Below are 25703 nucleotides of genomic sequence, written 5' to 3'. Positions count from 1 at the left end.
GCGAAGGCAGGAATCCATAAATTCACTTTATGAAATTGACATTAAGTGACATTCAAGCCGCCAAAAAACGGATTGACCCCTATATCAACGAAACCCCAATTCTCACCTCTTCTTTATTGAATGGCTGGTTGGGGCACGACATCTATTTTAAATGCGAGAACTTTCAAAAGATAGGGGCCTTTAAAGCCCGTGGTGGACTCAATACCGTGGCTTGGTTAATTGAAACCGGCCAGAAACCGGAACGTATTGTGGCCAACAGTTCAGGCAATCATGCCCAAGCGGTAGCCTATGCCGGCCAACAGTTCGGTATACCCACCACCATCTTTATGCCTGAATATTCCTCGGCAGTAAAGATTCAAGCTACCAGAAGTTATGGTGCAGAGGTGGTTTTGAGCAAGACCCGCGATATTACGGATGCATTGGTACGTGAAGCCGCAAAAGAAGAAGGCACCTATTGGATACCCCCCTTCAACCATGAGCAGGTAATCTGTGGGCAGGGAACGGCGGCCTACGAAGCCCTTTCAGAATTGGATGACATTGATGCCGTTTTTACGCCCTGTGGTGGTGGTGGCCTGACTTCAGGATCATTGGTGGCCACCAAAGGACTCTCACCTGAAACCAAAATGTTTGGTGTGGAACCCTTAAATGCCAATGACGCCGCGGAATCGTTGCGTATGGGAACTATTCAGCGACTACCAGGCATACCCAATACCCTGGCCGATGGCGCCATGACCATGGCTGTGGGCGACATTACTTTTGAATACCTCAAGCAATTAGATGGTTTCTACGAAGTTGCTGAAGAGCAGATCGTGTATTGGACCCAGTGGCTGACTCACTTGTTGAAATGTCGGTTGGAGCCAACCTGTGCCATGCCGATGGGAGCCGTCGTTGAATGGTTAAAAACCCAAGTGAGCAAACAACGGGTTTTGGTCATTGTCTCTGGTGGGAATATGGACCAACCCACCACCCAAAAAATTTGGAAAGAAGACCAATTGGGGCAGTTGCCCGCTATCCCATAGTGCCCCCGCCCGCTAGGTTTGGGTGGATTTCATTTAAAATGGCAGGGGTAAGACTCCGCAAAAAACCATTAAAACGGTATTTTTACTTAGCCCAACATGGGCTATGGTACAATAGTGGCATTTTCATTGTGGTAAACCGGAGCGGTGCTAAAATGCTTCGCATTTCTGGTCCGCACCGTCGCAATACTGCACATAGCCTTAAACGTTGGCAACAATACCAAGGCACCTATCAATTTGATAAAACTTTTTGACCATACCGAAGAAGTTATAAAAGGTCCTTCTAATAACAATGAAAATGCCTTTAACTACTATCATAAAAGTGATAGGAAAGATATGGCTGTTATTAGAAAAGTTTTAGAAGAATGGTTTTTCAATTACCCGAACAAAGAAAAAAAGGAATTGAAAAACAGATTCAAAAAGGATATGGATTCTGCATTTTATGAACTCTTTTTACACGAATTATTTAGTTCTTTAAATTTTGAAATAGAGATACATCCAAAACTTAAAGATTCAAGTAAGAGACCTGATTTTTTAATTCAAAAGAAAGATTTCTCAGCCTATGTTGAAGCAAAAATCTGTTATGACAAATCTGAAAGTGAAATGGCTTTTGAACGGCGTCGAAATGAATTCTATGATTCTTTAAATAAAACTAGAATTAAAGGTTTTTTACTTAGGATTGCAGAACTTGAATTTAAAACAACTAAACAACCAAGAACTAAGGAATTAATCTCAAAAATTGAAACTGAAATATCCTTACTAGACCCTGAAGCAATTACATCACAAATGGAAAAATACGGATTTGAAGGTTCTCCGTTCATTAATTATGAAAATGACGATTTTAAAATCTTAATACAACCTATGCCCTTAATCAAATCTAAAAGAGATAAAATTAGTAAGAACCCTATTGGAATGTTTCCTTTCGAGACTTTTTGGGGTGGTGGTGAAAATTCTTTAAGAGAGTCAATTTTGAAAAAAGCAAAGCGATATGGAAAATTTGATATTCCGTACTTAATCTGCGTAAATGCACTTGGTAAAAAAACTTCAGGTAAAATTGATATTGAAAATGTGATTTGGGGTTCTTTACAATACACTTATTCTACAAACCCGGATAATCGAGATGGTAGAATGACTAGAGCAATGGATGGTGTATTTTATAATTCAGGAAAACCTAAATTAAAAAACGTAAGCGGAGTTTTGGTAACAAAAGTGTTTCCGTCAAATATTCCTAATGCTAATTATTGGCTATTTGAACATCCTTTCGCGGAAAATAAAATGGATTTTAGTAGACTAAATTTGGTTTACAGTTACGTGAAGGAAAATCAAATTATTAGTTTGGAAGGAAATGACTTTGACAAAATATTTGGAATATCAAAAAACTGGTTGGAATGAAAAAAGTATTGTTTACAACAATGAATAACCGCAATTACGGCGGATACGACTACCCTTCGACTGCGCTCAGGGCAGGCTAGAATCCACTCGGAATCGCTATTTTCAGTTCTAAATCAAAAATTGAAGCAAATTAGCCTGTAAATGGAGGTTTTACGAACCTTCGTACGCAATCAAAACCAACCATATGATCAAAAAATTTATTTGTCTGCTCACACTTTTATTTATTGGGTTAAATACATCAGCTCAGGAAGAATGCATTCCCGTCAAGAATCTAAAAAGCCTTTACGCGTCTAATAAAGAGTTCAAAAAGACTATTGACTCGATGTTCGAGAATGTGCACGAACTGCCAAATGGGAATCCAAATCCTTGGAAAAACAAGAATGTCGAGGATCTCTATAGTTTTTTAAACGAATGGTTTTACTTTCTTCCAAATACCCATAATGGACTTGATAGAATTCTAAAATTCACTTTTCTGTATTACAAAAACCCTGAAGGCATGAAATTCGTTCTATCAGAACCAGGGCTTAGTTGGACTAACGTATTCATTGAGGAACGCGGGAAATTTATGGATAGCCCAGAGTCAGCAAAAATCATTGCCGAATGGTTAGCCGATAACTCCCTTAAAAATGAAGACTTCGTATTTCCTGAACGGGGTTTCAATTCATTCAATGAGTTTTTCACACGAGATTTAAAACCCGGAACGCGACCAATAGACGATGCTACGGATGAATCCATTCTTGTATCGCCAGCGGATGGAATAATAAATATGATAGCTAATGAACTTGAATTGGACACTGAAATTCCGACAAAAGGCAGAATGACCATGAGTTTGAATTCACTGCTCGACAATTCTAAATATGCAGAAAATTTTATTGGAGGTTCGGCATTGGCCATTTTTCTAATGCCAGATAATTACCATCATTACCATTCGCCCACAACGGGGAAAATAGTCGAATCGAACGAGAGTGTTGGAAATAGACTTTTTGGGATGCCCAACATGCTAGATATGATTAATAATGGGAATGTAGCTTACAACAAAGATTACAGTGTTTTTGAAGATTTTAAACACGGCTATTTTATTATAGAAACAGACCATTATGGATACATAGCAATGATTCCCATAGGATTACAGACGGTGGGTTCTGTAGTATTTGAAGATGACTTTAAGAAAATTCATAGTGATAATCCCAAACGAATTTACAAAGGAGAAAAGCTTGGTCATTTTGAATACGGCGGTTCGACGGTATTACTAATTTTCGAAAAAGGAAAATTGAGTTCTTTGACTGTTGAACAAGGACAACGAATTGGAAAATTAAAAAACTGAGCATAAAAATCGCTATAAGCAATGAAGCCATTCTCGCCTGGTATTCGACGAGCTCAGGCCATCGCTTCTGAAAAACCTAGTGGATTTTCTGTTTGGTGTGAATTCACAGTTTAAGGTTAAACCACACAACGAAATCTTAGCCGAGCTCCGCTACATATTTGGATAAAACCAACCAAAAAGTATTCGATATTCGAAATTCTGTATAAGGATATTGACTTACTTCCGAATGACCTTTGTCTTTTGATAAAAAAAGATGAAAATGGAAGCAAATCAATTTGGCAAAAATGGTTGGACCCCTGATAGAATTGGTAATCTTTATGGCAAGGTGTTCGTTATAACAGGTACTACAAGCGGTACGGGTTTTGAAGCATCAAAAATCCTACTTTCAAAAGGTGCGAAAGTGGTAATGCTCAATAGAAACCTAAAAAAAGCAGAAGACACCATTAGATCATTAAAACAAGGACTAGGTAATGATATTGATGTCATTAACATTCAAATGGATTTATCTAGGCAGGCCTCAGTTAAAAAAGCCGCTGAAGAAGTTCTACAAACAACATCTCAAATCGATGCTCTTATTTGTAATGCTGCTATCGCCCAAGTACCAAAACAGATGATAACTGAAGATGGTTGGGAAAGTCAAATGGGAACGAATTACTATGGAAATTGGACTTTACAAGCTTTATTGTTTCCAATTATTGAGAAATCCAAAGGACGCATTGTAACAGTTGGGAGTATGGGTTATGATATGGGCATCAAAACCATAAAATTTGATGACTTGAATTGGGATAATGGCTACACGCCGAATAATGCATATAGCCAAAGTAAACTAGCGCAGATAATGTCAATATATGAATTGCAAGATAGGCTGCAAGAAGTTGGTAAAACAGCTGTTAAAGCCTATGCTTGTCATCCAGGGGCCTCAAGAACAAACCTAATAAGTACAAGTGGAAGTTTAATGATGCGAATTATGTTTTATCTAATGATGCCTTTAACACAATCAGCTGAAAAAGGTGCATATCCACAATTAATGTGTGCAACTGAACCAAATTTAGATCAAAGCGGTTTTTACGGTCCCACAGGAAGAAGTAATTGGGTAGGTCCCGTTGGAGCACACAAAATAGAACCACATGCAAAAGATAAAGAAGTGGCGAAACGACTTTGGGAGCTTTCAGAAAAAGAGACAGGAGTAAAATGGAATATTTAATTTAGTTCTATGGAACACTTCAAAACCTTATCGTCCTATTTGGAGTATTTGGAGTTGCCTAGACCGGAGCATCCTATGCTGAGTGTTTTTAACTCAAGAGGGGATGGTTATTTGCCTTGTCCAAAAAAAAGCTCACCCCCAATTACCAATGACTGTTATACCATAAGTTTTAAAAAATTTATTGAAGGTAATTTAAGCTACGGTCGCACCCATTACGATTTCACCAATGGTGCGCTATTTTTTATTTCACCAAGACAAGTCTTGCAATGGGATAACAGCGTAATTTTTGAACAAAAAGGATTTTCAATAAACTTCCATGAGGATTTCCTAAAGGGAACGGAATTAGCACAACGCATAAAAAAATATGGTTTCTTCTCATATTCGGTAAATGAAGCTTTACACCTTTCGCCTAAAGAAGAAAGACAAATCGAATCCATTGTTGAAAATATTGAATTTGAATATAAAAGCAACCAAGACGAGTTTAGTAAAGATATCATCATTGCTCAGCTGGACACCTTGCTCAAATACGCCAACCGCTTTTATGAAAGACAGTTTTTAAATCGTAAGGAATTATCCAACGATTTGTTGGAGCGGTTCAATCATTTTATGGATTCCTATTTTGAATCGGGAAAACTACAACAAAATGGAATTCCGAATATAGAGCAGGTTGCAAAGCAATTGTCAGTTTCGCAACGATATTTAAGTGATACGCTTAAAAAAGAAACAGGTAAGACCACTACTGAACATTTACACTTGCATCTAATCGATGAAGCAAAGAACATTTTACTTCAACCTAATAAAAATGTATCAGAAGTTGCGTATGAATTAGGGTTCGAATATCCAGCATATTTTTCGAGACTATTCAAAAAGAAAGAAGGAATAAGTCCGACGGAATTCAAAGAAAAGTATAAACTAAATTAAAATGGAACTATTAAAACTGGCAACAGATTGGGCCAAAGCTGAGGTCTTTTCCACTCGATTTTTTATCTTATTTGCCCTGCTATTTTTGGTAGCCAGTGTCGGGTTTTGGCAACTCGGTAAAACCGAATTGGCTCGCGCCTATATCATACCCACTTTAGTTGCAGGTCTACTATTGTTGATTATCGGTTGTGGACTCCTATTTACCAATATGCAACGTGTGAAAACCTTTCAAAAAGAATTTAACAACAATACACCAGCCTTTTACCAATCAAAGTTGGAGCGTTCGGAAAGTACGTTAAAAGAGTACACCGTGGTATTCAAGGTAATACCAGTCTTGATAATCGTCGCAGCTTTGTTGATTTTATTGCTAAATACACCAACATGGCGTGCCATAGGCATCACAACCATAGCCATGTTGATTGTTATTCTCTTAGTTGACGGTAATGCACATGCAAGAATAGATGCTTATCATAAAGAACTGAAAACCGTTGATGTAACCAACAAAACCAAAAAATAACAGACCATTGAAAGAAATCGTATCAACCGATTGGCTCAACCAAAACCTCGACAATCCTGATTTAATCATTTTAGACGCTAGTATTGCCGCCAGTGCCAGTGGTAAGGCCTTTGAAACATTCGACCAAACCATACCGAATGCCCGTCGTTTTGATATAAAAAATGTGTTCAGTGATGCAACAAGTGCATTCCCCAACACAGTGCCAAAACCCGAGGACTTTGAGCGCGATTGTCAAAAACTGGGCATTAATCAGAATTCAAAAATTGTTGTTTTTGATACGAATGGTGTGTATTCAAGTCCTCGGGCCTGGTGGCTGTTCAAGGTGATGGGGCATAATGAAGTAGCTGTTCTTGATGGGGGGCTCCCCAACTGGATTGACGAAGGGCATCCTACCGTAAAGAATCATTTGACCGAATTCTACGAGGGAGATTTTAAAGCCCAGTATGATGAAAATCAAGTCGTAACATTCGAACAGGTTGGTGCGAATGTGAAGCATCCTGATTTTTTGGTTGTTGATGCCCGGTCCGAAGGTCGCTTTAAGGGAACGGCACCAGAACCCAGAAAACACCTGCAAAGCGGAAAAATCGAACATTCTGTCAACATTCCCTTTCAAGACGTCCTCACCGACGGTAAATTCAAGTCAACTGAAGAACTGAATGCTATTTTTCAAGAAAAGTGCGAGGGTGAGCAAAACCTCGTATTTAGTTGCGGTTCTGGTTTGACGGCTTGTATCGTAATGCTTGCATCAAGATTGGGCCATGGTCCGAGCATTAAGATTTACGATGGCTCATGGACAGAATGGGCTGAAAGAAATGAGTTGACCCTTCCGAACTCGTAGCACCAATTGTATTGTTAATTCATTAAATTGAAGTTCTTAAATCAAAATCGGGTTTAAATACAAGGGCCAACAGGATTGTTATGAATTTCTACCAAGAAAAATTAGAGCATATCAAAAACAGCTGCTATTCAAACGAGAAGCAGTTGGAAACTGTAAAGCAGACCCGGAATTTTATAGACAATAATTTTGAAAAAGATGTAAAATTGGATGTGCTTTCCCACATCAATTTTACCTCAAAATTTCATCTACAACGACTTTTTAAGAGGTATTACGGCCTTACTCCAAGACAATACTTAATTGACAAACGCATTGAAAAATCGAAAGAATATTTGCAAAGCGGGATTTCCGTGACCGAAACCTGTTTTGCAGTTGGTTTTGAAAGTCTTGGCTCGTTCAGTAAACTATTTAAAACCAAGACCGGTAAATCACCAAGTCAATTTCAAAAAGAGCAAGTTTCGAGAAGCAATTTAGAATGAGACTTTTAAACTTTGAAAACGAAAACAGAACCAATCAAAGATGAAAGTAACATTAATTAGCATTCCGGTAAGAGACCAAGAAAAAGCATTAAAATTTTACACTGAGAAGTTAGGCTTCCTCATAAAGAAAGACGCACCATTGGAAGGTGGTAACCGATGGATAACCTTGGTTTCACCAGAATGGCAAGACGGCCCTGAATTGCTGCTAGAACCTGCGCCCAACCATTTTGAACCCTGTAAAGTCTTTCAAGATGCATTGTTCGAGGCCGGTATCCCGTGGACTCAGTTTGATGTTGAAGATGTTGAAGCTGAGTACCAAAGAATGATAGGTCTTGATGTTGAATTTAGCGTCAAACCAACAGAAATGGGAACGGTAAAGTTTGCGGTTTTCAACGATACCTGCGGCAATAACATTCAGCTAGTTCAGACACTATAAATCTAACTTCATTTGTTAGCCTAATGCCCATTTTGAGCGTCAAGGCAGAAATTTAATTGTAACAAAATCGGGCTACTGCACTCAAATACCTTAGGTAAATAAAAGTGTTATGAACAACAAATCCGTTTCCGTACTTGGAATTGTTGGGGCCGTTCTTTTTGTCGTAACAAGTATTGTCGGCGGGTTCCTCATTGAAGACTACAGTGTTATAAGTCAATACATCAGTGAGGCCTATGCTATTGATACGGAACATGGTCTGGCATTGCGAATGTTCGGCTTTGTGCCCAGTGGTGTACTACTTGCCTTATTTAGCATTCTAGCCATAAACTATTTTCCCGGCTCCAAATCGGTTAAAATAGGGTTTTATGGTATCGCATTATTCTACGGCTTGGCCACTGTAGTCGTTTCGATATTTCCTTGTGATAGCGGCTGCAATCCAGATTTAATTGACCCCAGTGTTTCTCAATTAATCCATAATTTGGTTGGAATGTTGACGTATCTTTTTGTTCCAATTACCATGATAGTAATCGGTCAAGGTTTACGAAAAAGTTCAGATGACAAAAAATTTTCCCTTCAATCAACAGTATTAGGCATACTGGCGCTGTTATTCGTGGTTGTTTTATTTTCTGAAGTCAATTCAGAATTCGTTGGGCTAATACAGAGGGTTGTTGAAGCCACATTTATAATTTGGATTTTCAGTTGTGCCATGGCAGTTAGAAATACTAATAAATCCAATAATAAAGTCCCTTAAATAGTAGAAACAATTTGAAAATTAAATTTGCCCATACCAATATTGTCAGTACGGATTGGAAGGCTCTAGTAGCATTCTATGTTGAAACCTTTGATTGTAAAATAATTCCACCGATTCGCAAACAATCTGGAGAATGGCTCGACAAGGGTACTGGGGTAAAAAATGCAAATTTAGAAGGGGCACACTTACTGTTGCCAGGTCATAGTGGTAATGGTCCTACTCTTGAAATATACCAATACAAAAACATTGAAGCGCAATCTTTGAATTCGCCAAACACCCGTGGTTTTGGCCATCTGGCCTTTGAAGTAGATGAGGTAGAAGAGATGCTGAAAAGGGTATTGCTTAATGGAGGGCAAGCAAATGGTGAAATTGTAAAACGTTACGTTAATGGGGTAGGGGAAATCACTTTTGTCTATGTTCGCGACCCAGAGGGCAATTTAATTGAATTACAAAGCTGGAAGAAGGATTAGGTAGCGGATTTTGATTAAAACTTTAATAGCAGTTGAAACCAAAATTGAATCGAATTACCTTTGAAATTCCTAATTACGATAAACTAAATACGAATGAAGAAAATTTTGATAGGCTGCCTAGTGTTGGTAAGCTTTGCAAGCTCATGTAAGCAAGAAGCTAAAATTGACCGGATTAAAATTGCTGAAGAATACTATAAGATGCTCGATACCTCAGATGATGTTGGGTTAGTACCGTTGTTGGCAGATAGTATTCTAACCAAAGAAACGGAATACAATTACGAATATACCTATGCCATGAAAGACTATGTGCAATGGTTAAAATGGGATGCCGCTTTTGAACCAACCTATGAGGTAATTGAGATGGTAGAAGAGAATGATGAGGTGAAAGTTCGGGTTTCAAAAATTGATAAAAGGATAGAATTTCTGCACAAAGAACCGATTATTACGAACCAAATACTGCGGTTTAAGAATGATAAAATTTCAAGTATCGAAACCATTAAGTACGTAAACTTCAATGATTCCCTATTTGTAAAGAATCGGGATGAACTTGTGAATTGGATTGATCAATACCATCCTGAATTGAACGGATTTATTAATGATCAGACAGAGGTTGGTGGTCAAAAATACTTAAGGGCGATGGACTATTTTGAAAATGAGCGCAGCTTGGAATGAGATTGGATTTCAAAGAAAACATAGTACTTGAAAATCGGCGGGTACGAATCGAGCCACTCGAGTTAAGGCATATTGATTTCTTAATACCAATAGCATTAAAACATCCTGACTTATTAAAATATTCACCACCAAAATTTGGGACAGAAGAGTTTTTAAAGGCCTATGTTGAAAACAACATTGCGCTACGAACGCAAAACCTCAAATATCCCTTTGCCATTTATGACAAAGAGCAAAAGTCCTACGCAGGGTCCTCAAGTTTTATGAATATTTCACAAAGGGATTTACGCTTAGAGATTGGCTCCACTTGGCTAGGTGAAGACTTTCAGCGGACTGGACTCAATCGCAATTGCAAGTTTTTGATGATGCAATATGTTTTTGAAGAACTAAAATTTGAGCGTTTGGAATTTAAAACCGACAAACGAAATCTTCAATCACAGAACGCGATTGAACAAATCGGAGGGGTTTATGAGGGCACCCTTAGAAGTCATACCCTAATGTCTGATGGTTTTCGTCGAGATACAGTCTACTACAGTATTTTAAAGGATGATTGGCCGGAAATAAAACATGGTGTGTTTTCAAGTATGATTTAGCGTAGCAGACCTTTACCAAAACAAAAACACCTTAACTATCATAATCAACGAAGATTCGAATTTTGGGTTAGTAGCCTCAAATATGATCAGGTAAGTATTGTCTTTAAAAACTATTATTTCATGTAAGAATGTAACAGATTTGTTTGGAGCGATACTTATAGCTAAAAAGATAATGTCTTCAAAGAATTTACTCCTGTGTTTAGCCTTTGGCTGTTCGTTTATTACTATTGAAAGTCAAGTTTTTCATAATCCTGGTGGTAATCGAATCTCATTTGGAAAAGACGTAAAGAAAACTTCATCAGCAAGTTATGGCGATATTGATGGTGATGGGGATATTGATGTTGTCATAGCTAACGGTAGACATTGGGCCGATTACAATGAAGTTTATCTAAACAATGGGGAAGGGTTTTTTAATACTTCTTACCAATTGGGTAAATATAAATCGACTACTTATGCCGCTGAACTGGGCGATTTTAATGGGGACGGATTTTTAGATGTAGCTACTGGGAATGACGAAGCACCAAATCGACTATTCTTCAATGACGGTGAAGGAAATTTTCAAGAAAAAGGAACCTTTGGAGGGGATACCAATCCCACTAGGAATATCACCTTGGCCGATATCGATGATGATGGTGATATTGATATTTTAATTACCAATAGGGGCAGCCAAAATGAAATTTGCCTTAACAATGGTAATGGAGAATTCAATGAGGTACGATACTTTGGCGAGGAAGATGATTCTACAATAGATGTTGATGTTGTTGATATGGATGGAGACGGAGATAAAGATTTGGTTCTTGCCAACCGTGACGGCATGCAGAATTATATTTACTTGAATGACGATTTGAGTTTTGAGGAGAAGATTCCTTTTGGTTCTGGTGATGATGACACCCGAAGTGTCGCAGTTGGTGATATAAATGGCGACGGCTTAAATGACATTGTACTAGGAAATATTGGCACCGCAAATACAATCTGTTTCGGAGACAAAGCGATGACTTTTAAAAATGAGATGTTGTTACATTCCCTTGAAGATGTCACTTTTTCGTTGGACTTGGGCGATTTTAATAACGATGGACATTTAGATGTTTTGGTGGGCAATGCCGAAGAAAAAAACTTGGTATATGAAAATGAAGGAAAGGGGCAAGGTTTTAAACCAATGGAGCTTAGTTCTCTTGAATATGATACCTACGACATAAAATTTGTCGACCTTAATGGTAATGGATATTTAGATATTATTGAGGCCAATTCAGATGAGGTGAACGTTTATTACTTCAATATCCTTCCCTACAAGAAAAAGAAATAGCACTCAAATTTTTGGTATCTTAAGGCATCATAACCAATTGAATAGATGCCTAGATTTAATATTGATGCCGACCCTAAACATACCTACGATGCCATTGTTATTGGCTCGGGAATAAGTGGGGGATGGGCGGCCAAGGAGCTCTGCGAAAAAGGACTTAAAACCCTTGTTTTAGAACGTGGCCCTATAGTTGAACATGTTGTCGATTACAAGACTGCAAATTTAGACCCGTGGGATATGGAGTTTCGCGGTGGAATCACGCCTGAGCAGCGCAAAAAACACTATAAAAGTATACGCTCCGGGTTTATTGGCCAAGATACCGAACACTTTTATGCCAATGATGAAGAGAACCCTTATACAGAAGTAAAACCCTTTTTATGGATTCGTGGTCATCAAATGGGTGGGCGGTCACTACTTTGGGGAAAGCAAACGTACCGTTGGAGTGAGTTGGATTTTGAGGCGAACGCTATGGATGGGTATGGGGTAGATTGGCCGATACGATATCAAGATTTGGAATCCTGGTATACGTATGTTGAAAAATATGCCGGTATCAGTGGAGAGCCACTGGGATTACCTCAATTGCCAGACAGTCATTTTCTGCCACCAATGGAATTGAACTGTGTTGAAAAAGAAGTAAAGCAAAGACTTGAACGTGATTTTCCGGGTAGGCACTTGATAATTGGTCGGGTTGCACACCTGACAGAGCCCTTAAACGGTCGCGGTCAGTGTCAATATCGTAACCGTTGCAGTCGCGGTTGTCCGTATGGCGCATATTTCAGTAGTAATGCTGTAACGCTTCCCGCGGCAAACAAAACAGGAAACCTAACCTTTAGACCTTATTCCATTGTGCAGTCCATTATGTATGATAATGAAAGTGGCAAGGCATCGGGCGTGCGCATTATCGATGCTGAAACCAATATGGATATCGAATACAAGGCGAAGGTTATTTTCTGTAATGCTTCTACCTTGAGTACAACCCAAATTTTGTTGAATTCAACGTCAGATAGGTTCCCGGAAGGGATGGGTAACGATAGTGGTGAATTGGGACATAACCTAATGGACCATACATATCGCATTGGTGCTACCGCAAAAGTTGAAGGATTTGAAGATAACTATTATAGCGGCCGTAGACCCAATGGAATTTACATACCTAGATATTGGAATATTGATGAAAATTCAAAATCGGATAAGTTTCTTCGTGGCTTTGGTTTTCAAGGCGGTGGTTTTCGAGGTGGAAATGCGGCTAACATCAAAGAATTCGGAGCAGATTACAAGGAAAAGGTCATGCAACCAGGACCTTGGGAATTTTTCATTACGGGTTTTGCAGAATGTTTGCCCTACCATGAAAATAAAGTTTATTTAAATAACGAGGTTACCGATAAGTGGGGGCAACCTACCCTTTCAATAGACTGTGAGTATAAGGAAAACGAACTTGCGTTAAACAAACAGATTCAAGAAGATGCCGTGGAAATGTTAGAAAAAATTGGCCTCAAAGAGGTTATTGGTTTTGACAATAAACACGAACCAGGCTATGGTATACATGAGATGGGTACGGCGCGTATGGGGCGAGACCCCAAAACTTCCGTTTTAAATGCGACCAATCAAATACACTCCGTTAAAAATGTATTTGTTTCTGATGGGGCCTGTATGACATCCAACTCTTGCGTGAACCCTTCACTGACTTACATGGCATTAACCGCAAGGGCTGCCAATCATGCCGTTGAAGAACTTAAAAAAATGAACCTTTGATTATGGATAGGAGAAAAGCTTTAAAATATTCAGGGAATCTAGCTGCAATTGCAATCACAGCCCCTTCGTTGCTATCCCTTTTGCAATCGTGTAATCAGGTTCATCGTCCCGATTGGCAACCCGAATTTTTAACATCGGGTGAGGCCGAATTCCTTTCAAATTTTGTGGATACGATTTTGCCAAAAACAGATACGCCTGGCGCGTTGGATGTTAAGGCAGATATCTTTTTGGACAAGGTTTTTGCGCATCTTTACGATGCAGAGGGTCAAGAAAACTTGAGAAGTGAAATATTGAGGTTTAACCAGAAATGCCAATCAAATTTTGGTAAGGATTTTAGTCAATTATCTACGTCGGATAAGAATCAATTCTTAAGGTCAGAAGAGGAAAATTCTGGTCAGTTCGGCAGAGGTGTCTGGGGAACTCCAGTCGGCCCTCAGGAAGAAATAGGATTTTACCGTTCTTTAAAATCAATGACCCTTTGGGCATATCTTTCTTCGAAAGAAATAGGTGAGAATGTTTTGAATTACGACCCTATTCCTGGAGCTTACGATGGTTGTGTGCCTTTGAAAGAAATTGGCCGTAAATGGAGTTTGTAAAGCGGTAGGTATTTTACTGAAGTAGGATTTTAGCTTTAAAATCCCAAAATCGGCTCTTACAGTTCACGAATTTTCATATTGCGAAACCACGAATCAAAATACCAATTTTGCAAAGCAATCTTGCCCTTGGTCACTTTTCCAAAATCAGGATTATCGGAAAAATTGCTATCGTTCAATTTAGCTTTCCACTCAGAAGAGTTGAAGTCCTCTTTTGCCGTTAAAACGCCATTTAAATAAAATTCGACCTTCCCATCTTTCTGAATGATTTTAGATAAATTCCATTGCCCAGCTGGTTTAGGTACGGTTGGGTTGGTTTGTTCAGATACCCCCCAAAGACTGCCTGCCTTTTTTTTTGGGGTTTGTGTATCGCTATGGGCCGGTTCAAGTAATTGGTACTCTGGTCCTGTTCTATAGGTTGCAGCGTGCGCCGGAGATTCCTGTACATTTATGAAGACACCACCATTGCCCCGTAATGCCATTTGCCACTCAAAGACCAGTTCATAGTTTTCATAGGCAGTATTGGTTATTAGATCCCCAAACACTTTATTTTCATTTGCAGCATCACAATGGAGCAAACCGTCTTTTACCTCCCAAGCAGAGAATAAGGTGGAATCCGGTTTGTTGTAAAGGTGCCAACCATCCAAAGTATTGCCATCAAAAAGCAATTGCCAGCCCTGTTCCTTTTCAATGTCCAATAATTGGTTGTGTGCCTGATTTTCAAGAGCCAATTTTTTAGTATTCCATTGCTGCGTTTCCTTCTTGTTTTTTTGAGAGCACGAGCAAATAATTAAAGTAAATGCGAAAAAGGGTAAAAAAAATTGGCCTTTCATATTTTCGGTTTGATTCTAATGAAAGGCCAATTTAAAGTAATTTCATAATTACAGGTCAACCCCCTTGTCTTGTTTTGGAATATTTATTGGACGGAACGTCCGGAGGTAAAATTTGTTTGTTGCTCTTGTCTTTTGAAGAATATGCAATATTCTTCGTTGTTGAGCACCCAAAAATAAACATACTTAAAAATAAAAGTGCTAATTTTTTCATATTGATAATTTTGCCTTAATCAAAAATAAGGCTTGTACCACAAAATCCGACCATTTTTTGAATTGCTTAACGCGTATGCAAATGGTAAATATTTGACTTACAGCCACAAAAAAAGCGGCCCTTTATGGACCGCTCATCTTTTTCATAGCCTGCTATAATTATGGCATCACTACAGTGTCAATTGCATGGATTACTCCGTTTGAAGCCTCAACATCAGTTAAAACCACAGTAGATTTTCCGCCCTTGGCATCTGTTAATACCACTTTATCTCCTTCTAATGAAGCAGTTAAAGTTGCACCTTGAACAGTTGTAATAGAGAAAGAACCACCATTGTCTTGAATAGCCTTAACAACGTCGGCAGCTCTAAATTCACCTGCGATAACGTGGTACGTTAATACCGCAGTTAAGGTTTCTTTGCTTTCAGGTTTCAACAAACCGGCCACTGTACCCTCCGGTAATTTTCCAAAAGCGTCATTTGTTGGTGCAAAAACCGTGAATGGTCCATCACCATTAAGGGTTTCAACTAATCCAGCAGCCTTAACTGCCGCAACTAAAGTTGAAAAATTTTCATTTCCTACAGCGACTCCTACAATCGTTGGATTGTCTTTTTTGTCATCTGCGTTTACTTCAACAGCATCGATTGATTTGTTGTCGTTTTCTGGATTGATTGCTTGGGCAGCAGTTATACTACCTAAGACTAAGGCGCTTAATAAAAGCTTTTTCATAGTGTTTTGTTTTTATGATTATCCAAGATTACTACAATAGAATGGGAAGAATGTTTAATAAAATCATAAAATAATTAAACAAAATATAAATTGTGATTTTTTTCACATTAGTCATCCTCTAATTGAGTGGAAAAAGTAGTCGTTGTAAAAAGTCAACAATGCCTATTTTTGACGAAACTCAATTAATGTCATCAGAAAACAGTAAACGCTATAACCAGAGAGGTGTTTCGGCATCAAAAGAAGATGTTCATAATGCCATAAAGAATATAGATAAAGGATTGTTTCCAAAAGCGTTCTGTAAAATCGTTCCAGATCATTTAACGGGTAGCGACGAACATTGCCTGGTTATGCATGCTGATGGAGCTGGCACAAAATCTTCCTTGGCCTATCTCTATTGGAAAGAGACGGGAGACCTGAGTGTTTGGAAGGGCATCGCCCAAGATGCACTAATAATGAACATCGATGACTTGATTTGTGTTGGTGCTACGGATAACATCATGCTCTCCTCTACAATAGGCCGGAATAAGAATCTAATTCCAGGAGAAGTGATTTCGGCAATAATCAATGGAACTGAGGAACTAATTTCGGATTTGAAAGCCCATGGAATTTCCATTCACTCCACCGGTGGTGAAACCGCCGATGTAGGTGATTTGGTTAGGACCATAATAGTCGACTCTACAGTTACGGCAAGAATGAAACGCAGCCAGGTAATTGACAATGCCAACATTAGGTCCGGTGATGTAATTTTAGGATTGTCTTCATTTGGTCAAGCAACTTATGAATCAGAATATAACGGCGGAATGGGTAGCAATGGACTGACCTCTGCACGCCACGATGTTTTTGCCAATTACCTTGCAAAACGATACCCAGAAAGCTTTGACCCTGCAGTACCAAACGATTTGGTGTATTCAGGAACAAAACAATTGACCGATGATGTATTGGACTCCCCTTTGGATGCTGGTAAACTAGTTCTTTCACCTACAAGAACATATGCTCCCGTTGTAAAAGAGATTTTAAGCAAATACTCGTCAAATGAAATTCATGGCATGGTACATTGCAGTGGTGGTGCCCAAACTAAAATTTTACACTTCATTGAAGATTTGCATGTAATTAAGGACAACCTTTTCCAGGTTCCACCATTATTCAGATTAATTCAAGAACAATCCGGAACCGATTGGAAAGAAATGTATCAAGTTTTCAATTGTGGTCATCGCTTGGAACTATATTTAGAAGAAAGTGTTGCTAGTGCTGTAATTGAAATTGCCCAAAACTTTGGTATTGATGCTCAAATAGTTGGTCGGGTGGAGACTTCTAACACCAAAAAGTTGACCATTAAGAGTGAATTTGGGGTTTTTGAGTATTCTTAATACTAAGAAAACCTTAAGAAAAACATCTGCCGATACGAAATTCTTCGTATTTCCCGTTAGATTATTAACCCCACAAACGAAATGCTATGGAAAGAAAGGAATTCCTACAGAGCATTGGCGCAGGAGCTGCATTTGCGTTGATGTTCCCTTGTGTTCACGGATGTTCAAAAGACGGAGAGGATTTGGAGACTTTTCCTGAACCAACAGGTGTAAATTTTACCGTTGATTTGACCTCGCCTGAGGCAGCCCCCTTGGCCAACAATGGCGGTTTCATTTTTCAGAAATCCACTCCTGAATTACCTTATTTGGATATTGTAGTGGCCAGAAACCTCGAAGGAGAATTAATAGCCGCTAGTAAAATTTGTAGTCATCAACAAACAGAAGAGGTTCGTTTCAGTACTGCAGACGGCGGCGTTTTCATTTGTACTACGCACAGTTCAAAATTTGCCCAAGATGGAACTTCATTGAACTTGGCTACAACAAGTAACCCTCTAAAAATCTTTCAAACAGAGCTGCAAGGAGACGTGTTACGTGTTTTTGAATAAAGAGGTATGCGTAATCTAGTTGTTTTTTTGGTTCTTAGTGTTGTTTCAAATTTGTGTATTGCACAAGAATGGGAGGCTGATTTTTCAAAAGCCCTAAAAAGTACTAGTGTAAATAATAAGTCCTTGTTACTCGTCTTTTCAGGTTCTGACTGGTGTATACCTTGTATGAAGTTGGAACGGAATATTTGGGAGTCTGAGGCTTTTAAATCATATGCCAAGGAGAATTTGGTATTGTATCGGGCCGATTTTCCTCAAAAAAAGAAAAATAAGCTTGCGGAAGAGCTGACAAATTCCAATAAAGTACTAGCTGAGAAATACAACTACAAAGGTTACTTTCCTTTAGTGGTTCTGTTGGATTCAAAAGGGAATACCCTTGGAGAGATGGGTTATGAAAATATACCCCCTACTGCCTATGTTGCGAAAATCAAAGCACTCCTTCCATGAAGCGATTGTTGCCTTTGTTTACACTCCTATTCGTTCTTGTGACTTTTGGTCAGAATAGCAATCGTCATACTTCGGTAAAAAAGGTCTTGAAATTGATGGGTTCGCGGTTTGAAATTACCGTAGTGGCTCCAAATGAAGAGATTGCCTACGTCAATATTGACGAGGCCGTAATGGAAATCAAACGCATTGAAAAATTGATTTCTTCGTGGGATTTGGACTCAGAGACATCCGAGATTAATCGATTTGCAGGTATACGACCTGTTAAAGTAAGTCCTGAGGTTTTTGCCTTGATAGAACGTTCAATGAAAATTGCGGAAATCACAAGTGGGGCTTTTGATATAACCTATGCCTCGATGGACAAAATTTGGAGATTTGATGGGTCTATGAATCGGTTCCCTACGGAGGAAGAGGTCAAGTTATCCATTGTTAAAGTAGGTCACGAAAAAATCAAATTAAATGCCAAGGCAAGTACAGTTTTCCTTCCTGAACGCGGAATGAAAATAGGATTTGGTGCTATTGGTAAAGGTTATGCTGCGGACAAAGCCAAAGAACTTTTGGTAAAAAAAGAAGTGCTTGGTGGTGTTATCAATGCTGGTGGTGACCTAACCACTTGGGGTACCAAGGAAACAAAAGAACGATGGACAGTAGGTATAACCAATCCTTTGGATAAAGAGAAAGTGTTTTCGTGGTTGCCGGTGGTAGAGTCTTCTGTGGCCACATCAGGAAACTACGAACGTTTTTTCCACTACGAAGGCAAAAAGTATACCCATATAATTGATCCAAGAACCGGTTACCCGACCACTGGTACGCGAAGTGTTACCGTATTTGCTAAAAAAGCAGAACTATGTGATGCGCTGGCCACTGCAGTCTTTGTAATGGGCCGGGACAGTGGAATTCACATGGTAAATCAGTTAGACGGTGTCGAAGTGGTTGTAATCGATGATGACAATAAGGTGCATAAAAGTTCTGGTATCATATTCAACAAGACGGAAGAAATGAATTGATAATACTTCGCATTAAATCGTAAATTTAGAATATGGATGGCCGAATATATTTACTGTTTTTCATTTTGATGACAACACTTTCTTCTTGTGTTGTGGTTAGGGAATATGACAAAGCGTATTTAAATGATGCGGAGATGGTTTTGTCGGCAAAGGCATGTGAAAGATTTGAAACGAATTTTCAAATCTATCGCGAAGCTGCGGCTGGGGCCAATGGTGGTAAAACCGGTGGTGGTTGTGGTTGTAATTAGCTAACCGCAACAACTTTATCAAGTAATAATGAAACCCCTCTTTTAAAATAAAAATCAGGCAAAACACAGTTGCAAAAGAAGGGTTTCTTAAGAGACGATTGTTATTTAAAAAACGAGAACTAATGACGATTTCCTTGACATTAGCTCATAAAAAACTGGTCTACCTTCTATTGGGCTATTGCCTTTGTGGGTTTTCACAACAAACAGACACCACCTATAAAAAACGAGTGCTTGAATCAAGTGAAGTAGATTTGCTTTTTAGTTATTATTCTCAAGAGGGGGTAAATGCTGCAGTTACTGGCGGTGAAGGCACCGAAGAACTAACCGATGCTACTTCTACGATTGTTTTACGAATGCCTATTTCTGAAGATGGAATTTTAACAATAGACGCAGGTATTTCAGCCTATACTTCTGCTTCGTCAAGCAATATTGACCCATTTGATGGCAGCAATCCTGCTAACCCATTCGACACGTCCTCCGGAGCTTCAAGAAAAGATGTTTTAGCTTATTTCAATCCATCCTATCAAAAGTATTCAGAGGATAGAAACACCATTTGGAGTGTAAATGGTTATGTGTCCAACGAGTATGATTATTTTTCAATTGGTTTTGGTGGAAGTTTTGCGCGATTGTTCAATGAAAAAAATACGGAACTTTCGATTTCTGCAAATGCTTTTATCGATAATTGGAATCCACAATACCCCATAGAGTTCCGTGGCGGCTTTGCGGGTTCTGTTGCAGGATATGACCCTCTTTTTACTACCTTTTCGAATTTGGGTAGAAATTCATATTCTGCTTCCGTTGGGTTTTCTCAGATACTTTCAAAAAAGTTGCAAGGGGCAATATTTTTCGATGCCGTGCTACAGAACGGATTGTTGAGTACACCTTTTCAGCGCGTTTACTTTGGTGACAGGGACGACTTTTTCGTTGAAGACTTTCAATTGGCAGATGATGTGGAAAGGTTACCCGATTCAAGGCTTAAATTTCCTTTGGGGGCACGTCTAAACTATTATTTGAATGATGCAATGGTAATACGAACCTACTATCGCTATTATTTTGACGATTGGGGTATTCGCTCCCATACCTTTAACATTGAAGTTCCTCTTAAACTAGGGGATAGATTTACAGCATATCCGGCATTTCGGTATTATACCCAAACCGCAGCTGACTATTTTTATGCAAAGGAGTTGGCCCTTTCAAGTTTTGATTTTTACACCTCTGATTTTGACCTTTCAGATTACAATGCCAACCAATATAGCATAGGTGTTCAGTACAAAGATATCTTCAATGAAACTAAAATTTGGTTTTTTGGATTGAAGACCATTGATCTACGCTATAGCTATTATCAACGCAATAATGGATTGGATGCTTCAATATTCACCTTGGGCACCAGTTTTATTTTGGATTGATTCAACCATTGCTTGTCGATTACGATACTTTCAAAAATCGTAAATTCGCTAACTAATTTTTGTCGACTGATTTATGATAGATAAGCTGAATATTGTTAAACAGCGATTTGATGAAGTTTCCGACCTTATTATCCAACCTGACATTATTTCTGACCAGAAAAGATATGCAGCTTTAAACAAGGAATATAAGGATCTTAGGGTGCTTGTTGATAAGCGGGATAGGTACATCACATTAACAGAACGAATTCGGGAAGCCGAAGAAATCATTGCTGATGGTTCTGATGCTGAGATGGTGGAAATGGCCAAAATGCAGTTTGATGAGGCTAAGGATGAGCTTCCTAAACTGGAAGATGAAATCAAATTTCTATTGATTCCTAAAGACCCTGAAGATGCCAAAGATGTGGTAATGGAAATTCGTGCTGGTACGGGAGGTGACGAGGCTAGTATTTTTGCAGGAGATTTGTACCGTATGTACGCCAAATATTGCGAAGGTCGTGGTTGGCGAACCAACATCATTGATTTAAACGAAGGTACGGCAGGAGGTTACAAGGAAATACATTTTGAGGTTAGCGGTGACGATGTGTACGGAACCTTGAAATTTGAAGCGGGCGTTCATCGTGTGCAACGAGTTCCACAGACAGAGACCCAAGGCAGGGTACATACTTCAGCGGCAACTGTGATGGTTATACCAGAAGCTGAAGAATTCGATGTTCAAATAGACCCGAAAGATGTGCGTATCGATTATTTCTGTTCTTCTGGGCCTGGTGGACAATCGGTTAATACAACCTATTCTGCGGTTCGTCTAACACACTTACCCACCGGTATTGTGGCCCAATGTCAAGACGAGAAATCACAGCATAAAAACAAGGATAAAGCATTTAAGGTACTACGTTCTAGGTTGTACGACCTTGAATTGGCAAAGAAGCAAGCCGAAGATGCAGCTAAAAGAAATTCCCAGGTGAGTAGTGGTGACCGTTCTGCAAAAATCAGAACTTACAATTATCCACAAGGTAGGGTTACCGATCATAGGATTGGACTAACATTGTACGATCTTCAGAATATAATCAATGGGGATATACAGAAAATACTTGATGAATTAATGTTGGTTGATAACACCGAGAAATTAAAGGAAGCCTCTGAAACACTCTAATGAAGCTTGAAGATTTAGTTTATCAAATCAGGAAAAAGAAATCTTTTCTATGTGTTGGTTTAGACACTGATTTGAATAAGATTCCGAAACAGTTTTTGCAACTTGAAGACCCAATTTTTGAGTTCAACAAGGCCATTATTGAAGCAACACAGAAGTTTTGTGTAGCGTACAAGCCGAATATTGCCTTTTATGAAGCGTATGGGCTAAAAGGATGGCTCTCGTTAGAGAAAACAATAAATTATCTCAACGAAAATTATCCTGAACAGTTCACCATAGCTGATGCAAAAAGGGGTGATATCGGAAATACCTCTACACGATACGCAAAGGCATTTTTTGAAGAATTGGAGTTTGATTCCATTACCATAGCCCCTTACATGGGTAAGGATTCAGTCGAACCATTTCTCGAATTCAAGGATAAGCACACTATACTTCTAGCTTTAACATCAAATGCAGGTTCTGTTGATTTTCAAACCAAATCTTTCGAACATCAAGAGTTGTATAAGGAGGTTTTGTCGGTATCCAAAACTTATGACAACGCAGAACGTTTGATGTATGTAGTGGGTGCAACAAAAGCCGAATTTCTTAAACAAATCCGTGAAATAGTTCCAAACAGCTTCTTGCTTGTTCCAGGTGTGGGGGCACAAGGAGGTAGTTTGGAAGAAGTTTGTAAATACGGTATGACGGATAACGTAGGGCTCCTCGTTAACTCTTCACGCGGTATTATTTATGCTTCGTCCGGCACGGACTTTGCGCAAGCGGCAGCTGATAAGGCCAAAGAACTTCAAGAACAGATGGCTACGTTCTTGAATTAAAAAGAACTGTTAAACAAGCTCGTCTAAAATCTTTCTCAAGCCATTAGCTTTTGCTTCGAAGAACTCATTGAGTTTTGAGTCCATACCGATGGTGGCTTTTTCGACAAAAATTCGATATTGCGATTCCAAGACTGACATCGCTTGGTTCACTTGTGTAATTGGAGTGGTGCTTCCCACCTTGCAATACTGATTATTCATAGCTAAAGATTTGTTGCTATAAAATTACGTTTGAAACTTAAATATTGGACTATGTGTTGTAGGCTATTTAACTAAAAATCAAGCAGTTTGTCTATTTTTAACGAAACATTCAGAGAATGTAAAGGCTATTGGTCCCTTTTTGGGGTATTTTTCAATTACTTTTAAGAAAAAATTGTATTGCTACATTACAGCGTTTATCCAAACAAAAACACTAAAGAATGGGTGACTTTCGTACACGGTGCTGGTGGGAGTTCCTCTATTTGGTACAAACAACTGCGAGATTTTAAAAAACATTTCAATATCCTTCTTTTGGATTTACGTGGTCACGGCAATTCCAAACTCAATTTAAAACAGGCCTTTAACGACAAATACACATTTGATAGCATAACCGATGATATTGTTGAAGTAATTGAACATGAGAAAATTGAAAGTTCCCATTTTATAGGAATATCGTTGGGAACAATTCTTATAAGGAATTTGGCCGAAAAATATCCGCAGAAAGTAGATAGTATGATAATGGGTGGTGCAGTCATGAAATTGAATTTTCGGTCTCAGGTACTAATGCGATTGGGAATCATATGTAAATCAATCGTCCCATACTTATGGTTGTATAAGTTTTTTGCATTCATAATAATGCCAAACAGGAATCATAAAGAGTCAAGACTTTTATTTGTTCGCGAAGCCAAGAAACTCTATCAAAAGGAATTCATTCGTTGGTTTCGATTGACTTCTGAGATTAATCCCCTGCTTCGCTTTTTCAGATCAGCTGACATTAAAATACCTACGCTCTATGTAATGGGTGAAGAAGACTATCTTTTTCTACCTAGTATTCGCAAAATTGTAAAAGCACACACAAAGTCCGAGCTATTTGTAGTTGAAAATTGTGGTCATGTTGTAAACGTTGAAAAACCTGAGATTTTCAATACTGCCACCATTGATTATTTAAACGGACTCGCGAGATGAAGAATTTCAAATTCGGATTGGTATTCGTTCTTTTTTGGTGCATTTCAGTTGTTAAGGCCCAGCAAAATGCATGTGCTTGTTGTTCTGAAAACCATAATGCCTTCGATTTTTGGGTTGGAGAGTGGATTGTAACCAATACGGATGGTTCTGAAGCAGGTTTAAGCGTAATTTCAGAAATTGAAAATGGGTGTGTCATAAAAGAGAACTGGACAAGTATTCAAGTCGGATACACAGGTACCAGCTATAATTTCTACAATTCCAAATTGAAAAGATGGGAACAACTCTGGGTTGATAACCAAGGACAATACCTTAAGCTTTATGGGCAAAAAGTGGGTAATCAGATGATACTCGAATCTGATGAATTCGAAGCTCAGAATGGCGAAATATTGGTTAATAGAATTACCTGGACATCTAATGAAGATGGAACCGTTCGACAACATTGGGAAGTTTTAAAAGAAGGCGAGGTAAATAAGACTTTGTTTGATGGTAGCTATACCAGAAAAAAATGAAAAGACAGCCCTGTTTTTTTGATGACTAATTCAAACTACTATCAAATAAAAACAAAATCTTTTGAAGCGATAACAGGGCCGTTTCTTTCATAATATAAAGGTATGACCTATTTAAATCTTAAAGGTCATAGCCCACCAATAATGACTGAATATTATTTTAAAAGGACTTTTTAATAAAAAAGCAGCCAGAAGAATACCGACTGCTTTTGTATTTAAGAATGATTAGGTTACGTCTAATTTATACAAGGAGCGGGATTTGGTCCAAAAGGTCCCCTAACATCTCCATCGGGTGTTTCAATGGTGTAGACGTGTTCTTCTTCGAACGCTCCACTGGTATATGAAATGACCAATTCAGATGCACTTTCAGGCACCACTATATTAAAGGTAGCACTATCACCTGCGGTAATCGTGTAGTTGGTGGCTACGCCATCAATTTCAAAAGTCAAGAACGCGCCGTCCCAACCATCACCAAAAAGATCTGTCATTTCAACTACCCAAGTTCCTGCAATAGTGGCATCACTTATTGGAGAACATTTTACTAGAACTACAAAATTCAATGCTTGTAGTTGTTCCGGTTGACCGGTAACGCTCCCACTGTAATTTTCGAAGGTATATACCCTTCCATCCGTTGCCGTCGTCCTTCCTAAAAACCGAATGAAATCTCCGCCATTTATTTCATCGGTGGTTAATCCCAAAGACGAAATTATATCCGTGTACGGAATCGAAATATTTGAAGGAAAATCAGTTATTGTGGTAACTGATGCAGGACCCACAGAGTTGTCTCCCGATTCCAAGACTACCGAAAGATCCCAAGAGCTTACATTATCCCTTACGACATCTACAGTTGCGTCGAAACTACTTGAGCCAATGTCTCCGGCTGCCACCACAGTCGTAAAGTCTTTAATTCGAACCCATGGCGCTATATTTTCTTCTTGCTGTGCCACTGTAAAGGGGTCTTTGTCCTCATCTTTACAAGAGATAAATCCGATTGGGATGAGAAGTAATAAAACAATGTACCTATGTATGTTTTTCATCTGTG

Annotated in this window: 31 protein-coding genes; 27 read left to right on the top strand and 4 right to left on the bottom strand. The window is 38.8% G+C overall.

Going from position 1 to position 25703, the window contains the following annotated elements:
• Positions 1–29 precede the first annotated feature (29 nt).
• From HCU67_RS13870 to HCU67_RS13790, 17 genes are all read left to right on the top strand, one after another.
• The gene (locus HCU67_RS13870) at positions 30–1019 is read left to right on the top strand and encodes a serine/threonine dehydratase (protein ID WP_168553193.1); all 990 of its coding nucleotides are present in this window, start codon (positions 30–32) and stop codon (positions 1017–1019) included.
• 38 nt (positions 1020–1057) lie between these two features.
• Positions 1058–1270: a hypothetical protein gene (locus HCU67_RS13865; protein ID WP_210423715.1), complete on the top strand. Its 213-nt coding sequence runs from the start codon at positions 1058–1060 to the stop codon at positions 1268–1270.
• A complete protein-coding gene (locus HCU67_RS13860; protein WP_168553192.1) occupies positions 1254–2408 on the top strand; it encodes a hypothetical protein in 1155 nt (384 codons plus the stop codon). The genes HCU67_RS13865 and HCU67_RS13860 overlap by 17 nt, the downstream gene beginning before the upstream one ends.
• A gap of 184 nt (positions 2409–2592) precedes the next feature.
• Positions 2593–3732, top strand: a complete 1140-nt coding sequence (locus HCU67_RS13855; RefSeq protein WP_168553191.1) for a phosphatidylserine decarboxylase — start codon at positions 2593–2595, stop codon at positions 3730–3732.
• Positions 3733–3991: 259 nt separating this feature from the next.
• Complete coding sequence (locus HCU67_RS13850; protein ID WP_168553190.1) at positions 3992–4936, top strand: SDR family oxidoreductase; 945 nt, start codon at positions 3992–3994, stop codon at positions 4934–4936.
• 9 nt (positions 4937–4945) lie between these two features.
• The gene (locus HCU67_RS13845; RefSeq protein WP_168553189.1) at positions 4946–5857 is read left to right on the top strand and encodes a helix-turn-helix domain-containing protein; all 912 of its coding nucleotides are present in this window, start codon (positions 4946–4948) and stop codon (positions 5855–5857) included.
• A gap of 1 nt (position 5858) precedes the next feature.
• Positions 5859–6374, top strand: a complete 516-nt coding sequence (locus HCU67_RS13840; protein ID WP_168553188.1) for a hypothetical protein — start codon at positions 5859–5861, stop codon at positions 6372–6374.
• Between the two features lie 7 nt (positions 6375–6381).
• A complete protein-coding gene (locus HCU67_RS13835) occupies positions 6382–7212 on the top strand; it encodes a sulfurtransferase (RefSeq protein ID WP_168553187.1) in 831 nt (276 codons plus the stop codon).
• Positions 7213–7292: 80 nt separating this feature from the next.
• Positions 7293–7688: a helix-turn-helix domain-containing protein gene (locus HCU67_RS13830; protein WP_168553186.1), complete on the top strand. Its 396-nt coding sequence runs from the start codon at positions 7293–7295 to the stop codon at positions 7686–7688.
• Between the two features lie 40 nt (positions 7689–7728).
• Positions 7729–8124, top strand: coding sequence for a VOC family protein (locus HCU67_RS13825; protein WP_168553185.1), 396 nt, complete (start codon positions 7729–7731; stop codon positions 8122–8124).
• A 109-nt stretch (positions 8125–8233) separates the two neighbouring features.
• On the top strand, positions 8234–8875 hold the full coding sequence (locus tag HCU67_RS13820; protein WP_168553184.1) for a DUF998 domain-containing protein: 642 nt from the start codon (positions 8234–8236) through the stop codon (positions 8873–8875).
• 14 nt (positions 8876–8889) lie between these two features.
• Entirely contained in the window at positions 8890–9345 is a 456-nt protein-coding gene (locus HCU67_RS13815) for a VOC family protein (protein ID WP_168553183.1), read from the top strand.
• 93 nt (positions 9346–9438) lie between these two features.
• Positions 9439–10017 (top strand): hypothetical protein, encoded by a 579-nt coding sequence (locus HCU67_RS13810; protein ID WP_168553182.1) that lies wholly within the window; start codon positions 9439–9441, stop codon positions 10015–10017.
• Positions 10014–10607 carry a GNAT family N-acetyltransferase gene (locus HCU67_RS13805; protein WP_168553181.1) on the top strand — a complete coding sequence of 198 codons (594 nt, stop codon included), beginning with the start codon at positions 10014–10016 and terminating at the stop codon, positions 10605–10607. Before HCU67_RS13810 ends, HCU67_RS13805 begins: the two co-directional genes overlap by 4 nt.
• A 172-nt stretch (positions 10608–10779) precedes the next feature.
• Positions 10780–11910 carry an FG-GAP repeat domain-containing protein gene (locus HCU67_RS13800; protein WP_168553180.1) on the top strand — a complete coding sequence of 377 codons (1131 nt, stop codon included), beginning with the start codon at positions 10780–10782 and terminating at the stop codon, positions 11908–11910.
• A gap of 45 nt (positions 11911–11955) precedes the next feature.
• Positions 11956–13656, top strand: coding sequence for a GMC oxidoreductase (locus HCU67_RS13795; protein ID WP_168553179.1), 1701 nt, complete (start codon positions 11956–11958; stop codon positions 13654–13656).
• A gap of 2 nt (positions 13657–13658) precedes the next feature.
• Positions 13659–14252 carry a gluconate 2-dehydrogenase subunit 3 family protein gene (locus HCU67_RS13790; RefSeq protein ID WP_168553178.1) on the top strand — a complete coding sequence of 198 codons (594 nt, stop codon included), beginning with the start codon at positions 13659–13661 and terminating at the stop codon, positions 14250–14252.
• 56 nt (positions 14253–14308) lie between these two features.
• Here HCU67_RS13790 and HCU67_RS13785 read toward each other — a convergent pair whose 3' ends face one another.
• On the bottom strand, positions 14309–15082 hold the full coding sequence (locus HCU67_RS13785) for a 3-keto-disaccharide hydrolase (protein WP_168553177.1): 774 nt from the start codon (positions 15080–15082) through the stop codon (positions 14309–14311).
• 369 nt (positions 15083–15451) lie between these two features.
• Positions 15452–16018 carry a fasciclin domain-containing protein gene (locus HCU67_RS13780; protein WP_168553176.1) on the bottom strand — a complete coding sequence of 189 codons (567 nt, stop codon included), beginning with the start codon at positions 16016–16018 and terminating at the stop codon, positions 15452–15454.
• A 185-nt stretch (positions 16019–16203) separates the two neighbouring features.
• Between HCU67_RS13780 and HCU67_RS13775 the strand changes: the two genes are divergently transcribed.
• The 8 genes from HCU67_RS13775 to pyrF all read left to right on the top strand — a co-directional run bounded on the left by HCU67_RS13775 (position 16204) and on the right by pyrF (position 22994).
• Positions 16204–17385, top strand: coding sequence for an AIR synthase related protein (locus HCU67_RS13775; protein ID WP_168553175.1), 1182 nt, complete (start codon positions 16204–16206; stop codon positions 17383–17385).
• Between the two features lie 86 nt (positions 17386–17471).
• The gene (locus tag HCU67_RS13770) at positions 17472–17930 is read left to right on the top strand and encodes a Rieske 2Fe-2S domain-containing protein (RefSeq protein ID WP_168553174.1); all 459 of its coding nucleotides are present in this window, start codon (positions 17472–17474) and stop codon (positions 17928–17930) included.
• 6 nt (positions 17931–17936) lie between these two features.
• On the top strand, positions 17937–18374 hold the full coding sequence (locus HCU67_RS13765) for a thioredoxin family protein (protein WP_168553173.1): 438 nt from the start codon (positions 17937–17939) through the stop codon (positions 18372–18374).
• Positions 18371–19378: an FAD:protein FMN transferase gene (locus tag HCU67_RS13760; RefSeq protein WP_168553172.1), complete on the top strand. Its 1008-nt coding sequence runs from the start codon at positions 18371–18373 to the stop codon at positions 19376–19378. The genes HCU67_RS13765 and HCU67_RS13760 overlap by 4 nt, the downstream gene beginning before the upstream one ends.
• 32 nt (positions 19379–19410) lie before the next feature.
• On the top strand, positions 19411–19626 hold the full coding sequence (locus HCU67_RS13755; RefSeq protein ID WP_210423714.1) for a DUF4266 domain-containing protein: 216 nt from the start codon (positions 19411–19413) through the stop codon (positions 19624–19626).
• 122 nt (positions 19627–19748) lie between these two features.
• A complete protein-coding gene (locus tag HCU67_RS13750) occupies positions 19749–21032 on the top strand; it encodes a DUF3570 domain-containing protein (protein ID WP_168553171.1) in 1284 nt (427 codons plus the stop codon).
• 73 nt (positions 21033–21105) lie between these two features.
• Complete coding sequence (gene prfA, locus HCU67_RS13745) at positions 21106–22182, top strand: peptide chain release factor 1 (protein ID WP_168553170.1); 1077 nt, start codon at positions 21106–21108, stop codon at positions 22180–22182.
• Positions 22182–22994 (top strand): orotidine-5'-phosphate decarboxylase, encoded by an 813-nt coding sequence (gene pyrF / locus HCU67_RS13740; RefSeq protein WP_168553169.1) that lies wholly within the window; start codon positions 22182–22184, stop codon positions 22992–22994. The genes prfA and pyrF overlap by 1 nt, the downstream gene beginning before the upstream one ends.
• Before the next feature lie 9 nt (positions 22995–23003).
• Here the strand turns inward: pyrF and HCU67_RS13735 are convergent, their stop codons facing one another.
• Positions 23004–23192: a hypothetical protein gene (locus HCU67_RS13735; RefSeq protein WP_168553168.1), complete on the bottom strand. Its 189-nt coding sequence runs from the start codon at positions 23190–23192 to the stop codon at positions 23004–23006.
• A 177-nt stretch (positions 23193–23369) separates the two neighbouring features.
• Here HCU67_RS13735 and HCU67_RS13730 point away from each other — a divergent pair, with 177 nt between their 5' ends.
• The gene (locus HCU67_RS13730) at positions 23370–24155 is read left to right on the top strand and encodes an alpha/beta fold hydrolase (protein WP_168553167.1); all 786 of its coding nucleotides are present in this window, start codon (positions 23370–23372) and stop codon (positions 24153–24155) included.
• Complete coding sequence (locus HCU67_RS13725) at positions 24152–24664, top strand: hypothetical protein (protein WP_168553166.1); 513 nt, start codon at positions 24152–24154, stop codon at positions 24662–24664. Before HCU67_RS13730 ends, HCU67_RS13725 begins: the two co-directional genes overlap by 4 nt.
• 233 nt (positions 24665–24897) lie before the next feature.
• Here HCU67_RS13725 and HCU67_RS13720 read toward each other — a convergent pair whose 3' ends face one another.
• Positions 24898–25698, bottom strand: coding sequence for a hypothetical protein (locus HCU67_RS13720; RefSeq protein ID WP_168553165.1), 801 nt, complete (start codon positions 25696–25698; stop codon positions 24898–24900).
• Between the last annotated feature and the right edge of the window lie 5 nt (positions 25699–25703).

Source organism: Croceivirga thetidis, from assembly GCF_012272815.1.
Lineage (GTDB): Bacteria > Bacteroidota > Bacteroidia > Flavobacteriales > Flavobacteriaceae > Croceivirga > Croceivirga thetidis.
This window is presented reverse-complemented; position numbering and strand designations above follow the sequence as displayed.

Bases quoted from the DNA above. Each gene is read 5' to 3' on its own strand.
- pyrF (WP_168553169.1), top strand. From the start codon at position 22,182: ATGAAGCTTGAAGATTTAGTTTATCAAATCAGGAAAAAGAAATCTTTT.
- HCU67_RS13805 (WP_168553181.1), top strand. From the start codon at position 10,014: ATGAGATTGGATTTCAAAGAAAACATAGTACTTGAAAATCGGCGGGTA.
- HCU67_RS13820 (WP_168553184.1), top strand. From the start codon at position 8,234: ATGAACAACAAATCCGTTTCCGTACTTGGAATTGTTGGGGCCGTTCTT.
- HCU67_RS13725 (WP_168553166.1), top strand. From the start codon at position 24,152: ATGAAGAATTTCAAATTCGGATTGGTATTCGTTCTTTTTTGGTGCATT.
- HCU67_RS13785 (WP_168553177.1), bottom strand. From the start codon at position 15,082: ATGAAAGGCCAATTTTTTTTACCCTTTTTCGCATTTACTTTAATTATT.
- HCU67_RS13775 (WP_168553175.1), top strand. From the start codon at position 16,204: ATGTCATCAGAAAACAGTAAACGCTATAACCAGAGAGGTGTTTCGGCA.
- HCU67_RS13795 (WP_168553179.1), top strand. From the start codon at position 11,956: ATGCCTAGATTTAATATTGATGCCGACCCTAAACATACCTACGATGCC.
- HCU67_RS13830 (WP_168553186.1), top strand. From the start codon at position 7,293: ATGAATTTCTACCAAGAAAAATTAGAGCATATCAAAAACAGCTGCTAT.
- HCU67_RS13755 (WP_210423714.1), top strand. From the start codon at position 19,411: ATGGATGGCCGAATATATTTACTGTTTTTCATTTTGATGACAACACTT.
- HCU67_RS13850 (WP_168553190.1), top strand. From the start codon at position 3,992: ATGGAAGCAAATCAATTTGGCAAAAATGGTTGGACCCCTGATAGAATT.
- HCU67_RS13760 (WP_168553172.1), top strand. From the start codon at position 18,371: ATGAAGCGATTGTTGCCTTTGTTTACACTCCTATTCGTTCTTGTGACT.
- HCU67_RS13770 (WP_168553174.1), top strand. From the start codon at position 17,472: ATGGAAAGAAAGGAATTCCTACAGAGCATTGGCGCAGGAGCTGCATTT.
- HCU67_RS13735 (WP_168553168.1), bottom strand. From the start codon at position 23,192: ATGAATAATCAGTATTGCAAGGTGGGAAGCACCACTCCAATTACACAA.
- prfA (WP_168553170.1), top strand. From the start codon at position 21,106: ATGATAGATAAGCTGAATATTGTTAAACAGCGATTTGATGAAGTTTCC.
- HCU67_RS13810 (WP_168553182.1), top strand. From the start codon at position 9,439: ATGAAGAAAATTTTGATAGGCTGCCTAGTGTTGGTAAGCTTTGCAAGC.
- HCU67_RS13780 (WP_168553176.1), bottom strand. From the start codon at position 16,018: ATGAAAAAGCTTTTATTAAGCGCCTTAGTCTTAGGTAGTATAACTGCT.
- HCU67_RS13720 (WP_168553165.1), bottom strand. From the start codon at position 25,698: ATGAAAAACATACATAGGTACATTGTTTTATTACTTCTCATCCCAATC.
- HCU67_RS13825 (WP_168553185.1), top strand. From the start codon at position 7,729: ATGAAAGTAACATTAATTAGCATTCCGGTAAGAGACCAAGAAAAAGCA.
- HCU67_RS13855 (WP_168553191.1), top strand. From the start codon at position 2,593: ATGATCAAAAAATTTATTTGTCTGCTCACACTTTTATTTATTGGGTTA.
- HCU67_RS13790 (WP_168553178.1), top strand. From the start codon at position 13,659: ATGGATAGGAGAAAAGCTTTAAAATATTCAGGGAATCTAGCTGCAATT.
- HCU67_RS13865 (WP_210423715.1), top strand. From the start codon at position 1,058: ATGGCAGGGGTAAGACTCCGCAAAAAACCATTAAAACGGTATTTTTAC.
- HCU67_RS13800 (WP_168553180.1), top strand. From the start codon at position 10,780: ATGTCTTCAAAGAATTTACTCCTGTGTTTAGCCTTTGGCTGTTCGTTT.
- HCU67_RS13750 (WP_168553171.1), top strand. From the start codon at position 19,749: ATGACGATTTCCTTGACATTAGCTCATAAAAAACTGGTCTACCTTCTA.
- HCU67_RS13840 (WP_168553188.1), top strand. From the start codon at position 5,859: ATGGAACTATTAAAACTGGCAACAGATTGGGCCAAAGCTGAGGTCTTT.
- HCU67_RS13765 (WP_168553173.1), top strand. From the start codon at position 17,937: ATGCGTAATCTAGTTGTTTTTTTGGTTCTTAGTGTTGTTTCAAATTTG.
- HCU67_RS13845 (WP_168553189.1), top strand. From the start codon at position 4,946: ATGGAACACTTCAAAACCTTATCGTCCTATTTGGAGTATTTGGAGTTG.
- HCU67_RS13870 (WP_168553193.1), top strand. From the start codon at position 30: ATGAAATTGACATTAAGTGACATTCAAGCCGCCAAAAAACGGATTGAC.